Annotated in this window: 22 protein-coding genes; 15 read left to right on the plus strand and 7 right to left on the minus strand. The window is 63.2% G+C overall.

Annotated elements, in window-relative coordinates:
• Positions 1-234 precede the first annotated feature (234 nt).
• The 7 genes from XI06_RS22685 (at position 235) to XI06_RS22715 (ending at position 7,653) form a co-directional block, all read left to right on the plus strand.
• Positions 235-1,374: an HD domain-containing phosphohydrolase gene (locus tag XI06_RS22685; protein WP_237865398.1), complete on the plus strand. Its 1,140-nt coding sequence runs from the start codon at positions 235-237 to the stop codon at positions 1,372-1,374.
• A gap of 183 nt (positions 1,375-1,557) precedes the next feature.
• A complete protein-coding gene (locus XI06_RS22690) occupies positions 1,558-2,226 on the plus strand; it encodes a hypothetical protein (RefSeq protein WP_237865397.1) in 669 nt (222 codons plus the stop codon).
• 19 nt (positions 2,227-2,245) lie between these two features.
• A complete protein-coding gene (locus tag XI06_RS22695; RefSeq protein ID WP_237865396.1) occupies positions 2,246-4,396 on the plus strand; it encodes an adenylate/guanylate cyclase domain-containing protein in 2,151 nt (716 codons plus the stop codon).
• 182 nt (positions 4,397-4,578) lie between these two features.
• Positions 4,579-5,530, plus strand: a protein-coding gene (locus tag XI06_RS22700) for an IS630 family transposase (protein ID WP_442869469.1) whose coding sequence is annotated in 2 segments (ribosomal slippage) — positions 4,579-4,916 and positions 4,915-5,530 — 954 coding nt in all. Because the reading frame shifts where the segments join, the coding sequence is not laid out codon by codon here.
• A gap of 70 nt (positions 5,531-5,600) precedes the next feature.
• Positions 5,601-5,771 (plus strand): hypothetical protein, encoded by a 171-nt coding sequence (locus XI06_RS22705; protein WP_237872821.1) that lies wholly within the window; start codon positions 5,601-5,603, stop codon positions 5,769-5,771.
• A 276-nt stretch (positions 5,772-6,047) separates the two neighbouring features.
• Positions 6,048-6,644, plus strand: coding sequence for a DUF6088 family protein (locus tag XI06_RS22710; RefSeq protein ID WP_237865395.1), 597 nt, complete (start codon positions 6,048-6,050; stop codon positions 6,642-6,644).
• Positions 6,637-7,653, plus strand: coding sequence for a nucleotidyl transferase AbiEii/AbiGii toxin family protein (locus tag XI06_RS22715; RefSeq protein WP_271606542.1), 1,017 nt, complete (start codon positions 6,637-6,639; stop codon positions 7,651-7,653). Before XI06_RS22710 ends, XI06_RS22715 begins: the two co-directional genes overlap by 8 nt.
• A 725-nt stretch (positions 7,654-8,378) precedes the next feature.
• On the opposite strand, the gene pobA is transcribed toward XI06_RS22715, so the two are convergent.
• Positions 8,379-9,551, minus strand: a complete 1,173-nt coding sequence (pobA, locus tag XI06_RS22725; protein WP_271606543.1) for a 4-hydroxybenzoate 3-monooxygenase — start codon at positions 9,549-9,551, stop codon at positions 8,379-8,381.
• A 50-nt stretch (positions 9,552-9,601) separates the two neighbouring features.
• On the opposite strand from pobA, the gene XI06_RS22730 reads away from it, so the two are divergent.
• Positions 9,602-10,507, plus strand: a complete 906-nt coding sequence (locus XI06_RS22730) for a helix-turn-helix domain-containing protein (RefSeq protein ID WP_271606544.1) — start codon at positions 9,602-9,604, stop codon at positions 10,505-10,507.
• Positions 10,508-10,515: 8 nt separating this feature from the next.
• Here XI06_RS22730 and XI06_RS22735 read toward each other — a convergent pair whose 3' ends face one another.
• The 3 genes from XI06_RS22735 to pcaH form a co-directional block, all read right to left on the minus strand.
• Positions 10,516-10,893, minus strand: a complete 378-nt coding sequence (locus XI06_RS22735; RefSeq protein WP_237872815.1) for an SPW repeat protein — start codon at positions 10,891-10,893, stop codon at positions 10,516-10,518.
• 181 nt (positions 10,894-11,074) lie between these two features.
• Complete coding sequence (gene pcaG, locus XI06_RS22740) at positions 11,075-11,701, minus strand: protocatechuate 3,4-dioxygenase subunit alpha (protein WP_237872814.1); 627 nt, start codon at positions 11,699-11,701, stop codon at positions 11,075-11,077.
• 4 nt (positions 11,702-11,705) lie between these two features.
• Positions 11,706-12,488, minus strand: a complete 783-nt coding sequence (pcaH, locus tag XI06_RS22745; RefSeq protein ID WP_237865379.1) for a protocatechuate 3,4-dioxygenase subunit beta — start codon at positions 12,486-12,488, stop codon at positions 11,706-11,708.
• A gap of 97 nt (positions 12,489-12,585) precedes the next feature.
• Between pcaH and XI06_RS22750 the strand changes: the two genes are divergently transcribed.
• The 3 genes from XI06_RS22750 (at position 12,586) to XI06_RS22760 (ending at position 16,448) form a co-directional block, all read left to right on the plus strand.
• Complete coding sequence (locus tag XI06_RS22750) at positions 12,586-13,512, plus strand: LysR family transcriptional regulator (RefSeq protein WP_271606545.1); 927 nt, start codon at positions 12,586-12,588, stop codon at positions 13,510-13,512.
• A gap of 90 nt (positions 13,513-13,602) precedes the next feature.
• On the plus strand, positions 13,603-14,907 hold the full coding sequence (pncB, locus tag XI06_RS22755; RefSeq protein WP_271606546.1) for a nicotinate phosphoribosyltransferase: 1,305 nt from the start codon (positions 13,603-13,605) through the stop codon (positions 14,905-14,907).
• Positions 14,908-15,140: 233 nt separating this feature from the next.
• Positions 15,141-16,448, plus strand: a complete 1,308-nt coding sequence (locus XI06_RS22760) for a GGDEF domain-containing protein (protein ID WP_271606547.1) — start codon at positions 15,141-15,143, stop codon at positions 16,446-16,448.
• 15 nt (positions 16,449-16,463) lie between these two features.
• Here XI06_RS22760 and XI06_RS22765 read toward each other — a convergent pair whose 3' ends face one another.
• Positions 16,464-17,084, minus strand: coding sequence for a TetR/AcrR family transcriptional regulator (locus XI06_RS22765; RefSeq protein WP_271606572.1), 621 nt, complete (start codon positions 17,082-17,084; stop codon positions 16,464-16,466).
• Between the two features lie 51 nt (positions 17,085-17,135).
• On the opposite strand from XI06_RS22765, the gene XI06_RS43560 reads away from it, so the two are divergent.
• From XI06_RS43560 to XI06_RS22775, 3 genes are all read left to right on the plus strand, one after another.
• A complete protein-coding gene (locus tag XI06_RS43560) occupies positions 17,136-17,402 on the plus strand; it encodes a hypothetical protein (RefSeq protein ID WP_333909360.1) in 267 nt (88 codons plus the stop codon).
• Positions 17,403-17,760: 358 nt separating this feature from the next.
• Positions 17,761-21,165, plus strand: coding sequence for an acyl-[ACP]--phospholipid O-acyltransferase (locus XI06_RS22770; RefSeq protein ID WP_271606548.1), 3,405 nt, complete (start codon positions 17,761-17,763; stop codon positions 21,163-21,165).
• A gap of 5 nt (positions 21,166-21,170) precedes the next feature.
• Complete coding sequence (locus tag XI06_RS22775; protein ID WP_237872806.1) at positions 21,171-21,839, plus strand: esterase/lipase family protein; 669 nt, start codon at positions 21,171-21,173, stop codon at positions 21,837-21,839.
• A gap of 3 nt (positions 21,840-21,842) precedes the next feature.
• On the opposite strand, the gene tcuB is transcribed toward XI06_RS22775, so the two are convergent.
• Positions 21,843-22,943 carry a tricarballylate utilization 4Fe-4S protein TcuB gene (gene tcuB, locus XI06_RS22780; RefSeq protein ID WP_271606549.1) on the minus strand — a complete coding sequence of 367 codons (1,101 nt, stop codon included), beginning with the start codon at positions 22,941-22,943 and terminating at the stop codon, positions 21,843-21,845.
• Positions 22,930-24,321 (minus strand): FAD-dependent tricarballylate dehydrogenase TcuA, encoded by a 1,392-nt coding sequence (gene tcuA, locus XI06_RS22785; protein WP_271606550.1) that lies wholly within the window; start codon positions 24,319-24,321, stop codon positions 22,930-22,932. Before tcuA ends, tcuB begins: the two co-directional genes overlap by 14 nt.
• Before the next feature lie 158 nt (positions 24,322-24,479).
• Between tcuA and XI06_RS22790 the strand changes: the two genes are divergently transcribed.
• Complete coding sequence (locus XI06_RS22790) at positions 24,480-25,163, plus strand: GntR family transcriptional regulator (RefSeq protein ID WP_271606551.1); 684 nt, start codon at positions 24,480-24,482, stop codon at positions 25,161-25,163.

The raw sequence follows: 25,163 nt of genomic DNA on the forward strand, positions 1-25,163 counted from the left end.
GAATCCCGCATGGTGAATATCTGCGTCGGAGAGTATGCAAACCCCTAACAGAGTGACCCGTACAACTACGGGTCACAATCCGGAGAATCTCGCGTATGCATGCAAGCGTGCATCACCGCACAAATTTCATGCGTTGCGCGCAGGGGCGAGGCAGCTCGTATGTTTGCTTCACGTTAAATCGCGGGGGCTATTCGTTGAGGCCGTGCTTCGCCATGCGAACGAGTCCGGCCGCCGATGCTGACCCAAGCGCTTCTGGTTGATGACAGCCGCTCTGTCCTCAATTTTCTGAAACGTCATATCGAAGCGGAAGGCCTCGTCGAGGCCACAACCTTCCTCGATCCCGTCGAAGCGCTGGCTTGCGCGCGCGAACGCGCATTCGATCTCGTGCTGGTCGACTACGAGATGCCGCACATGGACGGCATCAGCTTCATCCGCGCGCTTCGCACGCTGCCGGGCTGCGCCGACATCCCGATCGCGATGATTACGTCGCGGCAGACCGACGACGTCAAGATGGAAGCGCTGCAGGCGGGTGCAACCGATTTCCTGCCGAAGGCACCGCAAAGCGTCGAGATGACCGTGCGTCTGCGGAATTTGATTCAGCTTGGTGCAGCCGTACGCAAGCTCAACGATCGCGCTGCACATCTGGCGAGCGAAGTCGCGGCCGCAACGCGCAAGCTCGGCGAGCGCGAGGAAGAGATCATCCTGCGGCTCGCGCTCGCAGTCGAGTATCGCGACAACGATACCGGCGAGCACGCGCTGCGGGTCGCCCGCTACAGCCGCATCATCGCCGAGCAGCTGGGCCTCCCGGCCCGGCTCTGCCGGGACATCTATCTCGCGGCTCCCCTGCACGACGTCGGCAAGGTCGCGATTCCCGACAACATCCTGCTCAAGCCCGGCAGGCTGACCGACGAGGAGATGGCGGTCATCCGCACCCATGCCACGATCGGCGAGAAGATCCTGGCCGACTCCAGCTGCGAGTTGATCCAGCTCGGCGCACAAATTGCCGCAGGCCATCACGAGCGCTGGGACGGCGCCGGCTATCCAAACGGCCTGAAGGAAGATGAGATCCCGGTCCCGGCGCGCGTGGTTGCGGTCGCCGACGTTTTTGACGCCCTGACCACGCGGCGCCCCTATAAAGAGCCAATGCCGCTGGACGTCGCGCGCGACTATCTGGTCCAGAACTCGGGGCGGCAGTTCGACCCGGCCTGTGTCGAGGCTTTCCTGTCGCGCTGGGATGGAGTGGTTGGGATTGCCACCGGGCAGACGACGCTGCCGTTGCAGAAATCCGAGACCGCCCTCTCACCCTTTGTATTAGGAGTGACCGGGAGCCATCCGGCGCAGGACCGCGCGGCCGACGCCGCTACGGCGGTCTGATATCCCGTCCACAGGTCACGGTTTGCGGCGGCGCCGTTTTCTGTCATCACAGGCTTGAACCCGTTCCTGCTAGGCTGCACCAACCAAGTGTGATTCTGATCACACTTGGCTCGGGGCCATCCCCTGCTAGGGTCGCGCCGGGACGTGGGTCAGCACACACCGTTCGAACTGGAAGAGACAGTCATGAGAACCCTGATCGGCGCGCTCTTCGGCGCATTTTGCCTCGCCGCCCCTGCTGTCGCCGAGACGCCGGCCGCGATCGTCGAGGACGTCCAGGGCAAGGTCGACGGCATCGAATTCATGGACTACGTGGCGCCGGGCAAGATCATCAAGCTCGGCCCCAAGGCCGGCGTCACGCTCAGCTATCTGAAATCCTGCCTGCGCGAGACCATCACCGAAGGCGTAGTGCTGGTCGGCGCCGAGCAGAGCACGGTGCAACTCGGCAATGTCCAACGCGTCAAGGTGCCGTGCGATGCCAACGCCGTGCAGCTCTCCGAGCGCGAGGCGAACCAGAGCGCGGCGACCACGTTTCGCACCATGCGAGCGGACGCCAATCGCGCGCCGGCGAAGCTGCCGACCATCTACGGCACCGCGCCGATGATCCAGGCCAAGAGCGGCAGCACGCTGGTGATCGAACGCACCGACGGCAAGGAGCCCGAGATCAGCCTGCCGCTCAAGGGCAACATCATGGTCGCCGGAAAATTCTTCGACCTCTCGAAGGCCGGAAAGTCGCTGACGCCGGGCGGCAGCTATCTCGCGAAACTCGGCAACAAGCGCTACACTTTCCAGGTCGATGCCAGCGCCACCGCGTCACCGACGCCGATCATCGGGCGTCTGCTGAGGCTCGAATAGACCGATAGCGACAGCAACGATGCGGCGGATCGGCAGGCGGGACATCGTTGCAGCGATCGTGATCGCGCTCGTCACGGGCGCGGCGTTCACCTCGCCACCGCTCCAGGCGCTGAAGGGGCTCTCACTCGACATTCTCACGGCGTTGCGCTGGACGCTGGTCGGCGACAGCCGCGATCCCGCGGCATCGCCGGTCGTCGTCGTGGCCATTGACGGGGAGACCTACGACACCCCGCCTTTCAAGGGATCCCCGACGCAGACCTGGACGCGTGAGGTCGGCCGGGTGCTCGGCAGCATCACCGAGGGCGGCGCCAAAGTCATCGGCTACGATGTGATCTTCAAGAATTCGATCGAGCAATCGGACATTCCCTTTGGCGACGCTCCGGTCGGTGCGCGCCTGAAAGGATTTGACCGCGACTATCTGATCGCGCTGCGCAAGCTGTCCGACAGCGGCAAGCTGGTGCTCGGGGAGGTCCTCAGCAACGACCATCCCGAGTCGCCCTTCCCGGCCCAGCGGCTTGCGGTGAAGAACAATGTTCGCGCCCTCAATGTCTACACCGACCCCGATGACGTGATCCGTCGGATGCCGCTGAGCTTTTCCATCGCCGGCCAGCAAGTGCCTGCCATGGCCGTCGAACTCGCCTCGCGCGCGCTGGGTGCAAAGCCGGAGACCGGGGCAAGTGGCGCGACGAATTTGTCGGGCTACGCGATTCCGAGCGCAATTCCCAATACGATGACGCTCAACTTTCGCGGCATGGGCCGCGACATTCCGGCCTATTCCTTCGCCGATTTGCGCGCCTGCGTCGAGAAGGGAGACATGGACTTCTTCCGCCGCGCCTTCGACGGCAAGGTCGTGCTGCTGGGCAGCATCCTCACCTTCGATGACCGCAAGCTCACCTCGATGCGCCTGGCCCGCGATTATGACGGAACACGGGGATCGCGATGTGCCTTGCCAGCGCCTGCGAATGCCGAGCAAATGGCCCGCAGCGGGATCGCCGGCGTCTTCGTCCATGCCACGGTCGTGCGAAACCTGATCGAGCATGATGCCGTCACCGAGCTCGGCTTCGCGCAGCGCTCGCTCCTGGCGATCATCTTCGCAGCGATCCTGGCTTGCGCCGCCTGCATGCTGGCGCCGGGCCGCGCCCTGATCGCCTGGCTGGCGCTGTCCGCCGCCTACACGGCCGTCGCCGTCGGCGCCTTCGTCCACGCATTTGCGCTCCCCCTGACCGAGCCGGTGCTCGCAGGCCTGACCGCCATCGCGATGATGATCGGCTACCGCTTCGTGATCGCCGACCGTGAGGAGCGCTTCCTGCGCAAGAGCTTTGCCTTCTACCTTGCGCCCGAGGTGATCGACAGCATGGTTACGTCCGGCAAGATGCCTGCGCTCGGCGGCGAAATGCGTGACGTCACCATGTTTTTCTCGGACCTGGCAGGCTTCTCTTCGATTGCCGAGAAGATGACGCCGGGCGAGCTGGTCGCATTGATGAACGACTATCTGTCGGCGATGACCGACATCATCGAAAGCCATGGCGGCTATGTCGACAAATATATCGGCGATTCCATCGTCGCGATATTTGGCGCGCCGGCCGACGATCCCGACCATGCCCGGCACGCTGTCGCGGCCGCGCTGCGATGTCGCGATCGCCTCCAGGAGCTCAACGCCAGCCATCCCGCGTTCCGGGGACGCGGCCTTGCTCACCGCATGGGGCTGAACAGCGGCGAAGCCGTAGTCGGCAACATCGGCTCTCGCCGGCGCTTCAACTACACCGTCATGAGCGACACGGTGAACCTGGCTTCGCGGCTCGAAGGCGCCAACAAATATTATGGCACCGTGATCATGGCGTCCGAGGCTACCGTGAACCAGAGCCGCAGCGCCTATACTTGGCGTGAGCTGGACCTGGTCCGGGTGCAGGGACGCGACGAGCCGATCAGGGTGTACGAGCCGCTCGCCGAGAAGAGCAAGGAGACGCAGGAGCAAGGCGTACGCACGGCGACTTATGCGAAGGCGCTTGCGTGCTGGCGTGCGCGTGATTTCGCCAAAGCGGCCAAGCTGTTCGAAAGCGCCGCTGGCGATGATCCGCCATGCCGGTATTTTGCCAAGCGCGCGGCGACCCTAGCGGCCCATCCGCCGCCGGCCGACTGGACCCCGGTGAATACGCTTGAAGGGAAGTAGGGCCGCGAACCAGGCGCCACCCTTCTCCCGCAAGGTGGGAATAAGGGGCAGAAAAAATATGTTAATTTTTTGCCTCTCTGCGTTGCATCTAGAGCATTTTCCAACCTGACGGAATCGGAAGGGATTCCCTTCGGAAGCAAATTGTGATTCACCCTGAGGGCTGGTGATGGAGGCCAGCCCCCATGGCTAAACCGCTCTCGCCGGACCTTCGCCTTCGCATTATTCGGGCTGTGGAGGATGAAGGCATGAGCTGTCGGGGCGCCGCCGGCCGGTTCGGCGTAGCGCCATCGACAGCGATTGAACTGGTTAGCGAGTGGCGAAGCACCGGCGCCTGTGAGGCGGGAGCGCAGGGCGGAGACCGGCGTTCAGCTCGGATCGAGGGGCACGCTGCGGAGATCCTCTCCCTGGTCAAGGCTACGCCTGACATGACGCTGGCCGAGATCGCAGACCATCTCCTCAAAGTCCACGGCGAGCGTTTCGTCCCGAGCGTGGTCTGGCGATTCTTCGATCGTCGCAACATCACGTTCAAAAAAAACGTCGCACGCCAGCGAGCAGGATCGGCCGGACGTGGCCGCTGAACGCGCGGCGTGGAAGGCATCTCAGCCTGAGATCGGCATCCATCGGTTGGTGTTCATCGACGAGACGGGAGCCTCGACCAAGATGGCCCGTCGCTATGGCCGTTCGCCGTACGGCCAGCGCTGTGTTGCAGCGCTGCCGCATGGGCATTGGAAGACGACGACCTTCGTCGGCGCTCTCAGAGCGACCGGGATGACCGCACCGATGGTCCTTGACGGCCCCATGGATGGTCCGGCGTTCGAGGCCTACGTGACGCAAGTCCTCGTGCCGACACTCAGGCCTGGCGACATCGTGGTGATGGACAATCTCGCAGCACACAAGCGGGCCGCGGTCGGCATCGCAATCGACGCGGCGGGCGCCCAGCTCCGCTATCTGCCGCCTTATTCGCCCGACCTCAATCCGATCGAAATGGCATTCGCAAAGCTCAAAGCTGCCCTTCGAAAGGCCGCAGCCAGATCGATCGAGGCTTTGGACAACGCGATCGCCCTCGCCCTGGCCGCCTTCACCGCCCAAGAGTGCCTGAACTTCTTCGCCGCGGCAGGTTATGATCGTGTCTGATCAGAATCTGCTCTAGCTGGGATCGAGGGCCGAATGGGCCGGATAGCATTTAGAGGAGCACGAGGATTTCATGAGTGAAAAGAAGCCGTTTGCAACGGAGCAGGCGATTCGGGGCTGCTGGGGGGATGGAGATCCCCCGGAGGACGAGGCTGAGTACGGGTATTATAGCGATATCGTCCAGATCGAACGCCTGAACGGCGGAGTCAATCCCGATGAATCGCCGGATGCTGAAACCGCGTAATTCGCAACCTATCTTACTAGCCATATCGTAAACCCCGTATCGCTACAGGTGTCGCTACGAACGGGCGCTGTCCTCCCCAGGAGTCGGTCACCTCGGGGGTAGGACTTACTGGCCTCGTCCAAGTGGGCGGAAATTTGCCCCCGAGATGAGCGCCAGAATACGGCGGTTCCTGCACAGACTACATAGGTACGAATCGGTCCTATTTGAGGCGAGCGCTTTTGCATCCGGTCTTGCGAAGTGTCAGATATTATATTATGTTTCTGACAGGAGGATGGCATGAAGAGCCTCAGTATTCAGATTTTGGAAGAAACCAACGGGCTATCCGAAGGCGTTCCGATCTCAGCCAAGGCGCTTTTGCACCTTGGAAATCGAGCCGCTGTCGATCAGGCCCTGTCACGTCTTGCCAGACGAGGAAAGCTGTTGCGTGCCAGGCGAGGTACCTATCTGCGTCCGGTCGAAAGCCGTTTTGGGGAGAGAGCTCCAGCGGTGAAAAAAGTCGTGGAGGAAGCTCAGGCTCGAAGTGGCGAAATCATCGTCTCCAGTGGTGCGGCGGCTGCAAACCAGCTCGGTTTGACAACGCAGGTGCCAGTTCGTCAGGTGTATCTGACCTCTGGTCCCTCACGCGAGTTTCGCCTGGGAAAGCAGGTTGTCGAGTTCCGACATGCGCCGCGGTGGCAGCTCACCTTGGCCTATCGGCCTGCAGGGACCGTCGTTCGGGCGCTTGCTTGGGTCGGTCCAAACGCGGCGAAGCAAGCCTTGCGTTCTGTAAGCCAAAAGCTGACTTCAGAGGAAATTCGCGAACTTAAGTCAGCGGCGGGATCGCTTCCGACCTGGCTTGCCAAGCCGGTGAGTGAGTTGGTCCTCCATGCCTGATCAATTCTTGAAGCTCAGCGACGCCGAGCGCCAAGATGCGCTTGGCGTCGCATCATCAAACTCGGGACGCCCCGCGCATCTGCTCGAAAAGGATGTCTGGGTCGTCTGGTGCTTGAATGCACTCTCTACTTCCCCATTAGGCGAGCATCTCGTATTTAAGGGAGGAACCTCGCTCTCAAAGGTCTATGGCGCGATTCGACGCTTCTCCGAAGACGTCGATCTTACCTATGACATTCGCGCGCTGGCCCCCGACCTCGTGAATCCAACTGACAGCAACCCGGTGCCGCAAAATCGCAGCCAAGGCAAACGCTGGACAGAACGCGTCTACGAGCGCCTCCCGGTCTGGGTCAACGAGCATGCCTTGCCAACAATCGAGCAGCGTTTGGCCGAGGATCGACTAAGTGCAATCCTAAAAGTCGAGGGCGAGAAGCTCTTTGTCGCCTATGATCCCGTCGAGCAAGGCAGCGGATACGTCGGCCCCAAGGTAATGCTAGAATTCGGTGCCAGGTCCACTGGTGAGCCAAGTGACGTTCACAACGTGGTCTGCGATGCGGCTGAATACCTGCCAGGACTGGAATTTCCGACTGCGCGGCCGAAAACTATGAAGGCAGAACGTACTTTCTGGGAAAAGGCGACCGCAATCCATGTCTTCTGCGCGCAAGGCAAGCTAAGGGGCGAACGATTCGCACGCCATTGGTACGATCTAATGAGATTGGACCAGGCCAAGATTGCAGACGCTGCCCTTGCTGATCGTGACCTCGCCAAAGCGGTGGCCGAACACAAAACATGGTTCTTCGCAGCGAAGGACAGTCGCGGCGAGGTCATTGACTATCAAAAGGCCGTCAACGGCTCGTTGAGACTGGTTCCTGAAGGAGCGGCACGGCTCGTCCTCGAACAAGACTATCAGCATATGATCAAGGACGGGTTATTGCTGGACGATCCGGAAGAATTCGATGTGCTGCTGGAACGGTGCGCGGCACTTGAGAGGCGCGCCAATGGCGTCCCTTAGTCCTTGCGGATTGAGGGCCGGTTCTGCACCCTCATAGCCGAAGTGACCGCTCCGCGTATAGCTCCAGCTGCCGCTTCGCACCCCCCGCACACCCTCAGGCGCAACATCTCCGCCACCTCGTGCGGCGTCTTCATCACCTGCCCGTGGATCACTCCACGGCCAACCTTCAGTGCTGCGTTTCTGCTTCCTTCGGTCTCTCCTGACCTATCCGTGAGGGGGCAGTTCCTCGTGACGCTGAAAGGGCAGTTTTCCATGGCGCGCGATATCAACGCCGGACGACCGAGATCCCAATTGTAGGCAATCCGATTTTGAGCGGAATGTTCACCCGACCAGTGTCCTAGGTCCAGGAGGTCATCAGATCACGCGCCCTCTGCGTGACCAAGATTCAAAGGAGCACTGACTTTAATGCGGCTTGGGGAGCGAGCGGATTGGAAGCACAAGATCAGGTGTTATTGCCACGACGACGCGGACAGCCGAGGCTGGTCGATCCATCGATGGAGCCGGCTCGCCACGTCGAGCGTCACCATCGACGGCAGCAAGTTCAAAGCGGTGAACAACCGAGACAAGAACTTCACACGGGTGAACGATGGAGCGGCGGCGCACCCAGTTGGAGGAGAGCGTCGCACGCGATCTGAGCCAACTTGATAAAGCCGACCGCAGGAGCCGACGGAGGCACTGGCGGGTAAGGTGGGACACCTTGCCGTGGCTTCTCCCAAAGGAAAAAGCTAGAACGGCAGCCCCACATAGTTCTCCGCGAGCAATCGCTGTGCCGTCTCGGACGAGAACAGGTACTCCAGCTCGGTCTGCTGGAGCCGGTCTTCATACTCGGAGCGATCGGGGAAACGATGCAGCATCATCGTCATCCACCACGAGAAGCGCTGCGCCCTCCAGATCCGCGCCAGCGCCTTGGCGGAATAGCCTTTCAACCCGGAATCGTCACCGCCCTGATAATGCGCGAGCATCGCGTGGTAGAGATAATAGATGTCGGACGCCGCGCTGTTCAGCCCGCGCGCGCCGGTCGGTGGCACGATGTGCGCGGCGTCGCCGGCGAGGAACAGGCGGCCATAGCTCATCGGCTCGGCGACGAAGCTGCGGAGCGGCGCGATGCTCTTCTCGATCGAGGGACCGGTGATCAATCGTGCGGCGACATGGTCCGGCAGGCGACGCTTCAGCTCCGCCCAGAAAGCGTCGTCCGACCAATCCTCGACCTTGTCGGTCAGCGGCACCTGGACGTAATAGCGGCTCAGCACCTGAGAGCGCAGCGAGCACAGCGCGAAACCGCGTTCGTGCTTCACATAGATCAGCTCCGGCGACACCGGCTTGGTGCGTGACAGCACCCCCAGCCAGCCGAACGGGTAGACCTTCTCATATTCGCGCAGCACATCCTTCGGGATCGATTTGCGGCTGACGCCGTGAAATCCGTCGGCGCCGACGATGTAGTCGCAATCGACGCGCACGGTCTCGCCGTTCGACCGATAGGTCACGTATGGCTGGTCCGAAGTCAGATCGTGCGGCGTCACGTCCTCGGCATTGTGCACGACCTTGCCACTGAGCCGGTCGCGCGCCTCGTAGAGATCGCGCGTCAGCTCGGTCTGGCCATAGACCAGCACCGAATTGCCGCCGGAGTGCTTGTGCAGATCGATATGGGAGAGCACGCCATCATGAGCGATCTCGAATCCGTTGTGGATCTCGCCCTCGCGGTCCATCCGCTCGCCGCATTGCGCCTCGCGCATCAGCCTGGCGAAACCGTGCTCGAGCACGCCGGCGCGGATGCGGGCCAGCACGTGGTCGCGGCTATATTTCTCCAGCACGATGGTGTCGATGCCCTTCAGGTGCAGGAGTTGGGACAGCAACAACCCGGACGGCCCACCGCCGATAATGCAGACCTGAACATTCATTTTTGCGTCCTCCCGTCGGCACTTTTTTGCAGATTTCGCAGGCCGGACCGATGGAGGGTTTCGCCATTGTCTTGTACAATTCGAACATGAAGACCGCAGCCCCCGCCCCGGCGATCCGGGTCTACAACCTGTTCGGCGAAGCCGGCGACTTGCCGGATGTCGTCCATTGCGAGACGATTGCGTCCCGCTCGGTGCTGCACGACTGGACCCTCGCCGTGCACCGGCATGCCCGGCTGCACCAGGTGCTGCTGATCGAGCGTGGCGGCGGCGAAGCGACGCTCGACGGTCGCGTGGTGCCCTTGAAGCCGATGCAGATCGTCAACGTGCCGGTCGGCCATGTCCACGGCTTCCGCTTCATTCCGGGAACACAGGGTTGGGTGCTGACCATCGCAGCGGAGATCATGGACGAGGCGCTGCTTGCCGCCGAGGGTTTGCGCGGCGTGCTGTCGCGATCGGCCGTTGTGCGCGGCACGCCGCAGATCCGCGCCACCATGAAGCAGATCTTTGCCGAGCATGCTGCGCGCGATTTCGGCCGCGCCCATGTGCTGCGCGCGCTGTCGGCGGCCATGATCGGGCTCGTCGCACGCGCACTCACGGGCGAAAGCGGCGGCAGCGGCAATGCCGAGACAAATCTGTTTCGCCGCTTCGAGGCCTTGCTCGAACAACATCATCTGGAGCGCTGGACCGTTGCGGACTATGCGAAGTCGCTGGCGATCACGCCGACCCATCTCAACCGCGTCACGCGCGCGGCGACCGGTGACACCGCTTCGCACCTGATCCTGAACCGGTTGATCCGCGAGGCGCGGCGCAACCTCGTCTATACCAACCTGCCGATCTCGACGATCGCCTACGCCCTCGGCTTCGAAGACCCCGCCTATTTCAGCCGGGTCTATGCAGCGGCCACCGGACTGTCCCCGCGCGCCTTTCGCGCACAGCTCCATGGCGATGAGGGTTGATCCACGCGCTATCGGTGCGCCTGATCTGCCGGCGCATCCTCAGGGTGCCTCTTCTCGTAATGCAGGAAGAGATCGAGCAGCGCCAGAAGCACGATGACGATACCGAAGCCGATGCTCAGATGCATCGCCCGCGTGTGCGGGAATCCGAGCAGCCAGGGCGATGCGATGAGCCAGACGCCCATCAGCACGTTGATCCATTCCTCCCAGTCCCGGTAAGCAATGATGGCAGCCAGCGAGAGCACGACAATGATCGCGCTGGTGACCCAGAGATCAATCTTACCCTGGCTGTTGGTCAGCTTGAACAGCCATGGTGAGATGAACAGAACGGCCGCGAGAAAAAGATTGTAGACGTCGGGGACAGTTTCGCGCTCTTGCAGCTTGCTCATGGCAAAGCCTCCGCGAGGGACCTGTCGAAGCAAAGATCGGGAGGCGGTTTGGTTCCCGACCGGCAGCAGCCCGTGGCCTAGACTTTTGTCGCACTCAGGAGCCGAAGCGGCGGCTTCGCGGACAGCGACAGAAGCGGCCCCATCGTCGGATGGGGCCGCTCCACTGCATTGATGAGATCGATCAGACGTCGAAGAAGACGGTCTCGTCCGGCCCCTGCAGATTGATCGTGAAGGAATACACGACCTTGCCGGCGCGTTCGCCGCGCGTGGCGATCAGCGTCTTGCGACGCACCTGCGGCTCGACCAGATTGAGCACGGGATCGGCGGCGTTGGCGGCTTCCTCGTCGGAGAAATAGAGTCGCGTGTTGAGCCCGATATTGATGCCACGCGCGACGATCCAGACGTTGACATGCGGCGCGCACTTGCGCCCGGCCTTGTCGGTGATGGCGCCCGGCTTGATGGTCTCGAACGTCACGAGGCCGCTCTCGAAATCGGAGCCGCCGCGGCCCCAGCCGCGGAAGTCTGCGTCCAGAGCGCCGGCCGAGCGGTCGGCCGGATGGTTGTAACGGCCGGCCGCGTTGGCCTGCCAGATCTCGAGCAGCACGTCGCGCAGCGGCGAGCCGCTGCCGTCGAGCACCTTGCCTTCCAGCGTGATGCGCTCGCCTTGTGTGTTCGGCGTCACCAATACGTTGGAGAAGTTATTCTCGAAGATGTCGAAGCCGGCCATGGCCGGGATCAGGCCAATATGGACGTAGGGCCCGGCGGTCTGCGAGGCGGTTTCCTTGAGATAGTTGAGCGGCTGCGGCATTTGCTCAGTTCCCTTCGGGACGATTTTCGAAATAGGTGGAGCGCTGGCCGCGCAGCACGATGTCGAAGCGGTAGGCGAGCGAGTCGAACGGTGTTGAGGCATTGAGGTCGAGCGGTGCGACCAGACGGTCGAGCGCGTCCTTGTCCGGGATCGTCGTAAGGATCGGGCAGATCGGGATCAGCGGATCGCCCTCAAAGTACATCTGCGTGATCAGCCGCTGCGCAAAGCCGGAGCCGAACACCGAGAAGTGGATGTGGGCGGGACGCCAGCTGTTGACGAAGTTGCGCCAAGGATACGGCCCGGGCTTCACCGTGCGGAAATAATAGTAGCCGTTGTCGTCGGTCAGTGCGCGGCCGCAGCCGCCGAAGTTCGGATCGATCGGCGCCAGGTAGGTATCCTTCTTGTGCCGGTAGCGACCGCCGGCATTGGCCTGCCAGAACTCCACCAGCGTGTTCGGCACGCCGCGACCGGTCTCGTCCAGCACGCGACCGTGGACGACGATGCGCTCGCCGACGGGATCGCCGTCCTTTGCGTAATTGCGGATCAGATCGTTATCGAGCGGCCCGAGATCGTTGTGGCCGAACACCGGCCCCGTGATCTCCGAGACCGAATTCTCGATCGACAGCAGCGACTGGCGCGGCGAACGCAGCACCGAGGATTTGTAGCCGGGCGCATAGGCGGGCGGATGGATCGAACGGTCGCGCTGGAAGAAGCCGCCGTCGCGCGGCGTGAACGGCTCGGGGCGGTTGAGGCGGGGATCCTGCAAGGCTGGCGCCTGGACATTCATCGGCGTTGTCTCTCCCTTGGGCGCCCCGGAGCCCGGGTGCGCGGCTTATTGAACGATAATGCCGCCCCCTATTCTCAAGATAAATAGATCGATTATAATGAGTCTCATGAACAAAATCGATCATTTGGCCCTCGACGGCCACGCCCTCGAATTGTTCCTCGCGGTGCTGGAGGAGGGTTCGGTGACAGCAGCCGCGACGCGTCTCGGCCTGACCCAATCCGCCGTCAGTCACGGGCTGAACAAGCTGCGGCGGATCGTCGGCGATCCGCTGTTCGCAAAATCCGGTCGCGGCATTGTCGCGACCGCCCATGCCCAGGCACTGGCCACGAAGGCCCGCACGCTGATCGACGAGATGCGCAGCTTTGCCGGCGGCGTTACCTTCGAACCCGCGAGCGCGCAGCTTTCCCTGACGATCGCCGCCAATGATTTCCAGCGAGACCTGCTGCTGCCGGGCTTCTTCGGACACGTCGCCGCGCAGGTGAAGAGCCTGAACCTGCGCGTGATCCCGTCGCAATCGCCCTCGCCCGCGATGCTGCGCGAAAATCGCTGCGATCTCATGATCACGCCGCTGCCACCATCCGGCGTCGACATCGTGCAGAAGCGGCTGCTGAGCGATCATTACGTCTGCTATTACGATGCCACGACGCGCGCGGCTCCGGCCAGCCGCGACGGCTATCTCGCCGCGCGTCACATCACTGTCGTTTACACTGACAATGAACGCCTCGACTTCGACCGCCGGCTCGCCGCGAACGGCTTCCACCGCGACATCGCCATCTCGGTGCCGAGCTTCTCCGGCGTGCCGTCGTTCCTGCGCGGCTCGCAAATGCTGGCGAGCATGCCGAGCCTGCTCGCCTCCGGCGTGATGGGTGGCTTCGCGCATACGCGGATTCCGCTGGCCTCGCGCACGCGCATGCTGGCCGAACTGCCGATGTTCATGGTCTGGCATCAGCGCTATCAGAAGGACCCGGCGCACCGCTGGATCAGGACACAACTGGAATTCATGGCGGCGACGGTTTCTGCCTGAACTGGTCGTTGCCCGCCGGCTGCCTAAGCGATGGCCCGCCCCTCGCCAAACCCACTGGTTGCGCGCGGGCGGCCACGCTAGAATTCGGTCATGACAGTGACCGACATTGCGAGCCGAACCTACAATCACAGCTGGCGGCTGGATCCCATCATCCGCAGCCTGCTGGATACCGATTTCTATAAGCTATTGATGCTGCAGATGATTCGGGAATCGTATCCGGATCAGCAAGTCACGTTCTCAGTCATCAACCGGTCGCGCCATGTGCGGCTAGCCGAGACCATCGACGAAGGCGAGCTGCGCGCCCAGCTCGATCATGCCCGCACCATCCGCTTTTCCAAGAAGGAGCTGATCTGGCTTGCCGGTAACACCTTCTACGGCAAGACCCACATGTTCTCGGCGGACTTCATCCGCTGGCTCGCCGAATTCCGCCTTCCCGAATACGAGCTGCGCAAGGTCGAGGGCCAGTACGAGCTGCACTTCCACGGCCCGTGGACCCACACCTCGATGTGGGAGATTCCGGCGCTCGCCATCCTCAACGAGTTGCGTTCCCGCGCGGCATTCAAGGGCCGCGGCCGCTTCGAGCTCGATGTGCTCTATGCCCGCGCCAAGGCCAAGCTGTGGACCAAGGTGGAGCGGCTGCGCAAGCTGGAGAATTTGCGGCTGTCCGACTTCGGCACCCGCCGCCGCCACGGTTTTCTCTGGCAACGCTGGTGCGTGGAGGCGGTGAAGGAAGGGCTGGGCCCGTCCTTCATCGGAACGTCCAATGTACTGCTCGCCATGGACAACGATCTCGAAGCGATCGGCACCAATGCACACGAGCTGCCGATGGTCGCGGCCGCGCTCGCCAAGGACGACGAGGAATTGCGCTGGGCGCCCTATCGCATTCTCGATCAGTGGCGCCAGACCTATGGCGGCAATCTCTTGATCGCACTACCGGACGCTTTCGGCACCAAGGCCTTCCTGCGTGATGCGCCGGAATGGGTTGCCGACTGGACCGGCTTCCGCCCCGACAGTGCGCCGCCGATCCAGGCCGGCGAAGAGATCGTCGCATGGTGGCAGAAGAAGGGCCGCAACCCCAAGGACAAGCTGCTCGTCTTCTCCGACGCGATGGACGTCGGCTCGATCGAGGAGACTTATCACCATTTCGCCGGCCGCGTGCGGCTCTCCTTCGGCTGGGGCACCAACCTCACCAACGACTTTGTCGGCTGTGCGCCGGACGGGTCTTTCAATCTCGATCCGATCTCGCTGGTCTGCAAGGTGTCGTCGGTCGACGGGCGTCCGGCCGTCAAGCTCTCCGACAATCCCGAGAAGGCGACCGGGATGCCCTCCGAGATCGATCGCTATTTGCGCGTGTTCGGCGATGCCGGACGTGTGCGCCAGCCGGTGCTGGTCTAGCAATCGGCCAAATCCTCTCGATCGCGTGAGTCGCAAAGGCCGGATTCGGCGGCATCGGCGCGCCGATGCCGCGAGGTTCCGGCTCGGTCGCATTTTCAACATCGGCTTCACAACGCCTTCACCCTGCGAGATGGTCTTGGGACTTTTTCGGGTCGAACCAAGCAGCGTTCTCGCGTAATCGGCGTTGTCAGCGGAACGCTCCGCTGGGGTCGTTGAGCGATTTGGGGAACGCAGTGTTTCGCAGAACAGCAACGTCGGCGAAGGAACGCAGCTTCCTTCACGTCATCAAGCTCGTCTCGCCATTCGTCATGGTCGTCGTGCTCCAGGCGACGATTGCCGGGTTCAGTCTGGAAGTGATGTCGTCGGTTCGCGCTTATGTCGCCGGCGAGGCGATGTGGTCGCGTTCGCAAAAGAACGCCGTCTATTTCCTCAATCTTTATCTGCATTCGGGCGAAACCAGCCAGTTCGCGCGATATCGGTCCTCGATCGCTGTCCCGATCGGCGACGAGTATGCAAGGTGGGCCCTCGAACGCGATCCGGTAGATGTCGAGACCGCCCGTATCGGACTTCTGCAAGGCGGGAACCATCCCGACGATATTCCTGGCATGATCTGGCTGTTCCGCTATTTCAGCGGCATCAACTTCTTTAAGGAGGCGATCCGGGAGTGGGCTGCCACCGATCCGATGCTGCTCGAGCTTAGCATCTTCGGTGAAGTGATCCGGAGCGAGCTGAAGGACGGCCCCATCCGCAATGTCGATCGCCTGCAATTCCTGTCGTCGCGGCTTTCGGAACTGAACAGGCAGTTTACCGGACATGCCGAGCGGTTCTCGACCGCTCTCGGCGAAGGCTCTCGCACCATCAAGGTGATGCTGACCTTCGTCAACATCGTCACCGCCGCGGCACTGATTCTGCTCATGATCTGGCACACCCGGCGACTGGTGCTGCAGCGACAGGCATTCGAGGATGCCTTGCACGCGGAGAAGGAACGCCTGGCCTTTCAGGCGTCGCACGATTGGCTCACGGGCATCACCAACCGCCGCGCCTTCGAGGCCCGCATGCAAAGCGAGCTCGACAATAATGCGGCGGGTTGGCTCAGTCTGATCCTGCTCGACCTCGACCAGTTCAAGAACGTCAACGACAGCAGTGGCCATCTCGCCGGCGATCGGCTGCTGTGTCAGGTCGCGCAGCTGTTGCAGCAGGATCGGCGGCCGCGCGATCTGGTCGCCCGGCTCGGCGGCGATGAATTCGCTCTGATCCTCCCGCAATGCCCGCCCTACGACGCGGTCAATATCGCCGAGCGGCTGCGGCGGTCGCTCGAGCTGTTCAGCTTCGCCTGGGAGGACCGCAGCTTTGCGGTGACCGGCAGCATCGGCGTCGCCTGCATCACCGACCGCGACACCACGCTCGAGGAGGCGATGCGTCGGGCCGATGCCGCCTGCTATCGCGCCAAGGAGAAGGGGCGCAACCGGGTTCAGGTTGACAACGGGAACGCGGACATCGTCGTCGTCGCAGCACGGCCACGTGAAGCCGCCCGCGCGTGACGGCGACCGTCGCAATCATCGTGCCGGCAAGACTCCGAGACCCAGAAGATGCGCGTCGAGGAACTGTGTGACCTGCTGGCGCAGCATCTGCGGCGGCACCGCAACCATACGCTCTTCGAGGCCGAGCGAGATGATGCCGTGGACTGCGGAAAACAGCGTGCGCGACAATAGCGCGATCTTCACGTCATCCGCATCAGGCAGCACGCGCACCAGGGGCTGATGCATCAGCGCGAAGGCGTCCATCACCATCTGAAGGATGTCGTCGGGATACGGGCGGTCATCCTCCATCCGATGCTCGAACAGCGAGCGCAGCAGATTGGCGTTCTCGGCGAAGAAATCGAGATAGGTCTCGGCTAATCCATAGAGCTGGCGAACCGGATCTTCGGTCGGAACCGCGCCCAGCCGCGCCGTGAGCGCCTGAACCGTCTCCCTGTTGACGGTCAGGATCACCCCGTCGAAGTCGTCGAACTCGTTATAGACGCTGCCGACGGAGCAGCCGGCGGCGTCCGCGATATCCCGAACCTTTAATGATCTCAATCCTTTAGAGGCGATGATGCTGCGGGCGATCTCCAGGATTTGAAGCCGCCGGCGACTTTTTTTTCGATCCCGCAGCGATTCTTCTTGAACATTGTTCATTTTCAAGCTACTCACGTGAACATTGTTCAATTTAGCCCGGAGACCTGCAAAATGCAAACCCTTGCTGTTGATATTGCCTCCACCTTCATCGATGACGCCGCGGCCCTCGTCAGCGGCTTCGGTCGCGCTGTCCTGCGGCTCGCGATGGCGCCGATCGATCGGATTGCAAATGCCTGCGACATCGCCGGCGTGCTCGCTGAGCGCCGCGCGACCTTCCGGATGTGGCGGACCAGCCGCACCCGCGCCCGCCATGAGGGCCGCCGCGTCAGCCTGCTTGGCCGGCTCAATCCCTTTCGCCATCTCGCTCACCTCACCTAGTGGACAAGCCGATGCACGTGCGGCTCCACTCGAATGCGAACGCCGATCGCAACAAAGCACTTACTATGTCCGGACACTGCCGGCCGACTCGGCGAAAGTCAGAGATGCCGTTCAGCTTTTTCTTATCGGCCCCGGCGATATCCCCATAATCGCGGCATTTCCGCCCGAAGTTGCGGTCGCGACCGGATATTTGCGAACCTAACGAGACAAGCTGGAGACCAACTGGATCGGAGGGACCGAGGGGACACGACAGGCCGGCAAGCGTCGTCGCCTGCAATCGCTCCCCACACCCTTCCGGTCGTGACGTTCGACCCGCAACGTAACAACCTCAGGCTGCCTTTCCAAAACAGGACTCGTCATGATCAGGGAATTGATGTCGTCACGCCGCTTTGCGCCGCTGTTCTGGGCGCAATTTTTCTCGGCGCTCAATGACAACGTGCTCAAGAACGCACTCGTCATCATCCTGCTTTACAGCGCCGCAACGGGCCACGGTGATGCCCTGGTGACGGTGGCAGGTGCCGTCTTCATCTTCCCCTACTTCATCCTGTCCGGGCTCGGCGGCCAGCTTGCCGACAAATACGTCAAATCGGTCGTCGCAAGGCGATTGAAGTTCGCCGAAATCTTTGCGGCGGGCTTCGCTGCTGCGGGTTTCTTCATGCACTCGGTGCCGCTGCTGTTCACCGCGCTTGCACTGTTCGGCATCATCGCCGCGCTGTTTGGTCCCGTGAAATACTCCATGCTGCCGGACCAGCTGGAGCTCGGTGAGCTCGCCACCGGCAACGCGCTGGTTGAAGGTGCAACCTTCATGGCGATCCTGCTCGGCACTGTCGCCGGCGGCCAATTCGTCGCAGGCTCCGCGCATATGGCCTGGGTCGCATCGGCCGTGGTCGTGCTGGCCCTGCTGTCCTGGGCCTTTGCCTCCCGCATTCCGCAGACAACGCCCTCCGCGCCCGATCTGCCCGTCGATGCCAATCCCTGGACCTCGACGCTCAGCCTGCTCAAGACGCTACATGCCGACCACCGTCTGTGGGATGGCACCGTGATCGTCTCCTGGTTCTGGCTGGTCGGCGCCATCGTGCTGTCGCTCTTGCCGGCACTGGTGAAGGACGTCGTCGGTGGTAGCGAAGGCGTGGTGACGCTGTGCCTTGCGATCTTCGCGATCGGCATCGCCATCGGTTCTCTGTTTGCGGCCAGCCTGAGCCATGTTCGTCCGAACCTCGCGCTGGTGCCGATCGGCGCCATCATCATGGGCTGCGCCGGCCTCGATCTCGCCTGGGCCATCGCTGTGGCGACCAAGGGCCAGGACATCGCGGCGATCGACTTTGCGACCTCGTTCGCGGGCCTACGCATGCTGGTCGACTTCGTCGCCTTCGCCTTCGGCGGCGGCCTGTTCGTCGTTCCCTCCTTCGCCGCGGTGCAGGCCTGGTCGGCGCCGAACGAACGCGCCCGCATCATCGCCGCCGGCAACGTGTTGCAGGCTGCCTTCATGGTGGTCGGCTCGCTGTTCGTCGCGCTGCTGCAGGCCGGCGGCGTGCATGTCGGCTGGATCTTCTTCGGCCTCGGCGTCGCCAGCTTTGGCGCAGTGTGGTTCGTCCTGACGAAGTGGGGCAAGGAAGGCGTGCGCGATTTCGGCGGACTGCTGTTCCGCGCGCTATTCCGTACCGAGATCCGTGGCCTCGAAAATCTGCCGCCTCCCGGCACCCGCATGCTGATCGCGCCGAACCATGTCAGCCTGATCGACGGCCCGCTGCTGCACGCCGTGCTGCCGATCGATGCGAGCTTCGCGGTCGACACCGGCATCTCCAAGGCCTGGTGGGCCAAGCCGTTCCTGCGCGTGGTCAAGCACTACACCATGGACCCGACCAAGCCGCTGGCCGCGCGCGACCTGATCAAGCTCGTCGCCGCGGGCGAACCGGTGGTGATCTTCCCGGAGGGACGCATCACTGTCTCCGGGTCGCTGATGAAGGTCTATGACGGCACCGCGATGATCGCGGACAAGGCCGACGCCGTGGTCGTGCCGGTTCGCATCGAAGGTGCGCAGCGCTCGCATCTCAGTTACCTCAACTCCAGCCAGATCAAGCGCTCCTGGTTCCCGCGGGTGACGGTGACGATCCTGCCACCGGTCAAGCTGCCGGTCGATGAACAGCTCAAGGGCAAGGCGCGCCGCAATGCCGCCGGCGCCGCGCTGCAGGACGTCATGATCGACGCGCTGGTCAAGAACGCCATGCTCGATCACTCGCTGTTCGAGGCGCTCGGACACGCCTATCGCGACCGCGACACGGGCAAGGTGATCATCGAGGACGCCCTCGGCACCAAGCTCACCTATCGCAAGCTGATCCTCGGCGCGCAGGTCCTGAGCCGCAAGCTCGAGACCGGCACCACGGCCGGCGAGAACGTCGGCGTGCTGCTGCCGAACTCCGCGGGCGTCGCCGTGGTCTTCATGGCGCTGCAGAGCATCGGTCGCGTTCCGGCGATGCTGAATTTCTCGGCCGGCCCGGTCAACGTCCTCGCCGCCATGAAAGCTGCGCAGGTCAAGACCGTGCTGACCTCAAAAGCCTTCATCGAGAAGGGTAAGCTCGACAGGCTGATGGCCGCGATCTCCGACGAGGCGCGCGTCGTCTATCTCGAGGACGTCCGCGCCTCGATAGGCACGGCTGACAAGATCAAGGGACTGCTCGCCGGCACTGCACCACGCGTCACGCGTCAGGCCAACGATCCCGCCGTCGTGCTCTTCACGTCGGGCTCGGAAGGCACCCCCAAGGGCGTGGTACTGTCCCATCGCAACATCCTCGCCAACGCGGCGCAGGCGCTGGCGCGTGTCGATGCCAACGCCAATGACAAGGTGTTCAACGTGCTGCCGGTGTTCCACTCATTCGGACTCACGGGCGGAATGATGATGCCTGTTCTCGCGGGCATTCCGATCTACATGTATCCCTCGCCGCTGCACTACCGCATCGTGCCCGAGCTGATCTACCAAACCGGTGCTACCATCCTGTTCGGCACCGACACCTTCCTCACCGGCTATGCGCGCTCTGCGCATGCCTACGACTTCCGCACCCTGCGCTTGGTGATCGCCGGCGCCGAGGCGGTCAAGGACCGCACGCGCCAGGTGTTCATGGAGCGCTACGGCATCCGCATCCTCGAAGGCTATGGCGTCACCGAGACGGCGCCGGTGCTGGCGATGAACACGCCGATGGCCAACCGTCCCGGCACTGTCGGCCGTCTCTCGCCACTGATGGAAAGCCGCCTCGATCCGGTTCCCGGCATTGAGGAAGGCGGCCGCCTGTCGGTGCGCGGACCGAACGTGATGCTCGGTTACCTCAGGGCTGAAAACCCTGGTGTGCTCGAAGTGCTGCCCGAGGGCTGGCACGACACCGGCGATATCGTGGCGATCGATGCTGCCGGCTTCATCACCATCAAGGGCCGCGCCAAGCGCTTTGCCAAGATCGCCGGCGAAATGGTCTCGCTGTCGGCGGTCGAGAGCATCGCGACCACGCTGTGGCCGCAGGCCGCTTCGGTCGCCGTGTCGATCCCCGACCAGCGCAAGGGCGAGCGCATCGTCTTGCTGACCACGGAGAAGAATGCCGAGCGCAGCGCCATGCAGGCCCAGGCCAAGGCAGTCGGCGCCTCCGAGCTGACCGTGCCCGCGACGATCATGGTGGTCGACAAAGTGCCGTTGCTTGGCACCGGCAAGACCGACTACGTCACGGCAACGACGATGGCCCGCGAGCAGGCGTCCGCGCCGGAGCGGGAGGTGGCGTAAGAGAGATGCGCGGGGCGCCTGAAATGCGCAGCGCGCGATGTCCTGGAGTGGTTCTGCTTCATGGCATCGCGCGCGGCTCCTCATCGCTGAGGAGGCTTGAGCGGTCACTCCAGGCAGCCGGATTCGCTACGCTCAACATCGACTATGCGAGCCGCGGGAAGCCAATCGCAGCGCTCGCTGACGATATCCACCCGGCAATCGCCCGCTTTGCCGAACGCGAGGCTCCGCTCCACTTCGTCGCGCATTCGATGGGCGGTCTCGTGACGCGCGCCTATCTCGCGAAACACCGGCCGAACCGGCTTGGCGGCGTCGTGATGCTGGGCACGCCGAACGGCGGCAGCGAGGTCGCCGATCTCCTGAGCGGGTCTCGGCTTTACCGCGCATTCTACGGGCCGGCCGGGCTTGAGCTCACGACAGCGAACCGGTCTAACGTCCTGCCCGTTGTGGACTATCCCGTCGGCGTCATCGCAGGAAACCGTTTCATTGATCCCGTCGCCGGCCTCTTCGTCCTGCCGAAACCGAATGACGGACGCGTGTCGGTGCAAAGCGCGATGCTGGCCGGCATGGCCGACCATATCGTCGTGAACGCTTCCCATACCGGACTGCCGCGTCACGGCGTTGCGATCGCGCAGACCATTGCATTTCTTCAGGACGGCCGATTCAGCCTGGCGTGAAGGCTAGGCCGCGGTCCGCCGTTCCTGCGCATAGCGCACCAGCGCCACGAAGCGGTAGATGCCGTGCACGAACTTGCCATAGGGCATGGTGATGAACAGTGCGAACACCGCGCCGAGATGCAGCGCCAGCAGCGGCCCCATGGCCGCAGTCTCGCGCAGGATCAGAAGCAGAATGCCGGTGAACCCGGTCAGCAACAGCATGGCGATGAAGCCGACATCCATGCCGTAGCTGTTCTCGTCGAGCAGCGCCGGATCGCGCCGCATCTTGGCCACGAACAGGCCGATCGAGCCAACGATGAGGCCGATGCCGCCGAGCGTACCGAGCACGACCGGCAGGTCCCACCACGGATACGGCGCCTCGCGGCCGAGCAGATAGTGATAGAGCGTCGCCACCGAAGTTGCGGCAAAGCACAGCAGGAAGCCGTAGAACGTCAGGTGATGGTAGAGCTTGCGCCGGTCGGTCGGCTTGTCATCCTCGTTGTAGCAGCCGACGCCGCCCCCGTGGAGATAGCGCAGCTCGCCGGCATCACGGATCGCCTGAAAGATCGAGCCGCCATCGGCGCGGCCGTCAATCGGCGGGCCGATGTCGCGCCAGAACGCGCGCACGCTCATGACCAGCGCGAGGATGGCATAAAGGAACGCAGCGCCAAACAAGGCGGCCATCGCGTTGTGCGGCATCAGCTTGTAGAACGCGCCGGGACCGGTGTGCACCCCGAACAGCCCCCTAGCATCATTCAGGGCCACGAAGCCAAGAATGAAGGCCGCCATGCTGAGCGCAGCGATGATGGCGATGACGAGGCCGTTACGGGCGAATGCACCGGACAGGGCCTGTGGCCAGGCATAGGTGGCGTAGGACTCCGCGCGCGCGACCGCCAGCGTCTTTGGGACGTTGACGTTGAACTCGTGCGGCGGCGAGAACTGGCAGTCGACATAGCAGGCGCCGCAGGAATGGCAGAGGTTGGCGAGATAGTTGAGGTCGCCGTCGGAGAAGGCGCGTCGCATCTCCATGGCCGGAAACACCGCGCACAGGCCCTCGCAATAACGGCAGGAATTGCAGACCGTCATCAGACGGTCGGCTTCATCAAGGATTCTAGTTCCGTGCATGTTTCGCCGCTTCCCGTCCTGCGATCCGCCCGAACACGCTGCCGATGGTCATGCCCATGCCGGCCGCATATCCCTTGCCGAGCACATTGCCGGCCATGATCTCGCCGGCTGCGAACATGTTGCCGGACGGCTTGCCATCAGCCATCAGCATCCGCGCCTCCTTGTTCACGCGCGTGCCGAGATAGGTGAAGGTGATGCCGGGCCGCACGGGATAGGCGAGATAGGGCGGCGTCTCGATCTTACGCGCCCAATGGGTCTTGGGCGGCGTGATACCTTCGGTGCGGCAGTCATCCAGAATGGTGTGATCGAACGTGCCTGATAGCACCGCCGCGTTGAATTCGGTGACGGTCTTTTCCAGCGCGGCCGGATCGAGCTCGAGCTTGCGGGCAAGCTCGGCCACCGTCTGCCCGGCGATCGGCGGGAACAGGGTCGGCATGAAGCTGGTCACGACGGTCGAATCGAAGATGATGTAGGCAATCTGGTCGGGCTGGGCCGCGACCAGCCGGCCCCAGATCGCGTAGCGCTTCGGCCAGATGTCCTCGCCCTCGTCATAGAAGCGCTGCGCGTGCTTGTTGACGACGATGCCGAACACCACCGAGTCATGGCGCGTAATGATGCCGCCATCGAATTTCGGCGCGCGGGCGTCGATCGCGACCGCGTGGCACTGGGTGGGGTCGCCGACCTCCTGCACGCCCTTGTCGAGCAGCATCTTCAGGATCGAGCCACGATTATAGGGGGTGCCGCGGATCAGGAAATTGTCGGCGGCCTCGCCCCAATATTGCTTCAGCCATTCAATGTTGGCCTCGAACCCGCCGGCGGCAGCGACCAACGAGATCGCGCGGATCGCGGTCTCGCCGTTGATCGGCCGCTTGAGGCGGGCGGCGAGGAACATGCCGTCTTCGATGACGAGGTCGGTGACCTCGGCGTCATATTCAACGTCGACGCCGAGCCGCTCCGCGGTCAGATACAGCGCGTTCAGCATGGCGCGGCCACCGCCGAGGAAGAAGGAGTTGGTGCGACCGAGGCTCAGCGTGCCGCCGAGCGAGGGCTGCCAGCGTACGCCCTGCTCCACGATCCAGTTCAGGATGTCCTTGGACTCCCGGATCATGTGACGGGCGAGCACTTCGTCGGTCTGCCCGCCGGTGACGCGCAGCAGGTCCTCCCAGAACTCATCCTCGGTATAGGGGCCGGTCAGGATCTCGGTCGCCGCGTCATGGGCGCAGCGCATGTTGCGGGTGTGGCGGGTGTTGCCACCGCGATAGAACTTTGGCGCGCCCTCGAGCACGAGCACCGAGGCACCGCCGCGGCGCGCCGAGATCGCCGCGCACAGCGCCGCGTTGCCGCCGCCGATCACCAGCACGTCGTATTTGCTGCTCATGCCGTCTGCCCGATGCGACGAAGTTGGAGACATTCTGCCCGCCGACGGCTGCGGTCAATCCTGGCAGCCATTGCGTACTTTTGTATACAAAGATATACAGATGGGAGGCAAGCAGCATCTCTGCATGGGCAGGATGCGGATCGCAGACCCGGGGATTCATGGCCAGACGCCCGGCAAAGACAGGCGGATCGATCGCTCGTGGCGGTGGTGTGGCGCTGGGCGAAGCCGTATTCCGCTCGTTGTGCGAGGCACTCCAGGCCGGCAGCTACCGCGCCGGTGACCGCCTGCGCGAGGAGGAAGTCGCGCAACGGCTGAAGGTCAGCCGTACGCCCGTGCGTGAAGCGCTTGGCCGGCTTGCGGCGCGCGGCTTCGTCGAGCCCGCCGGCGGGCGCGGCCTGATCGTGCGTAACCTCGACATCTCCGAGGTGCTCGAGCTCTACGCCATGCGCGAGATCATGGAGGGGGCCGCCGCGCGCCTTGCCGCCGAGCACGCCTCTGCACCGGAGGTGGATGCGCTCCGGGATATCGAGCAGGCCTTTGTCGAAGCCTCCGAGACCGACGCCGGCGAAATGGCAAGGCTTAACCGCGCCTTCCACGAGGCGATCTGCCGCGCCGCTCGCAACCGCTATCTCGACAACGCCTCCCGCGAATTGCAGGACTGGATCGCCCTGCTCGGCCCGACCACCTTCATCGTGACGGGGCGGCCCTCGACCAGCCACAGCGAGCACCTCGCCATCATCGAGGCCATCGCAGCGCGCGACGGCGACAAGGCCGAACAGCTCGCCCGCGGCCACATCCGCGAGGCGCTGCGCTGCCGACTTAAGCTGCTGCAGAAGCAATAG

The organism is Bradyrhizobium sp. CCBAU 11434, assembly GCF_028128895.1.
Taxonomy (GTDB): domain Bacteria; phylum Pseudomonadota; class Alphaproteobacteria; order Rhizobiales; family Xanthobacteraceae; genus Bradyrhizobium; species Bradyrhizobium zhengyangense.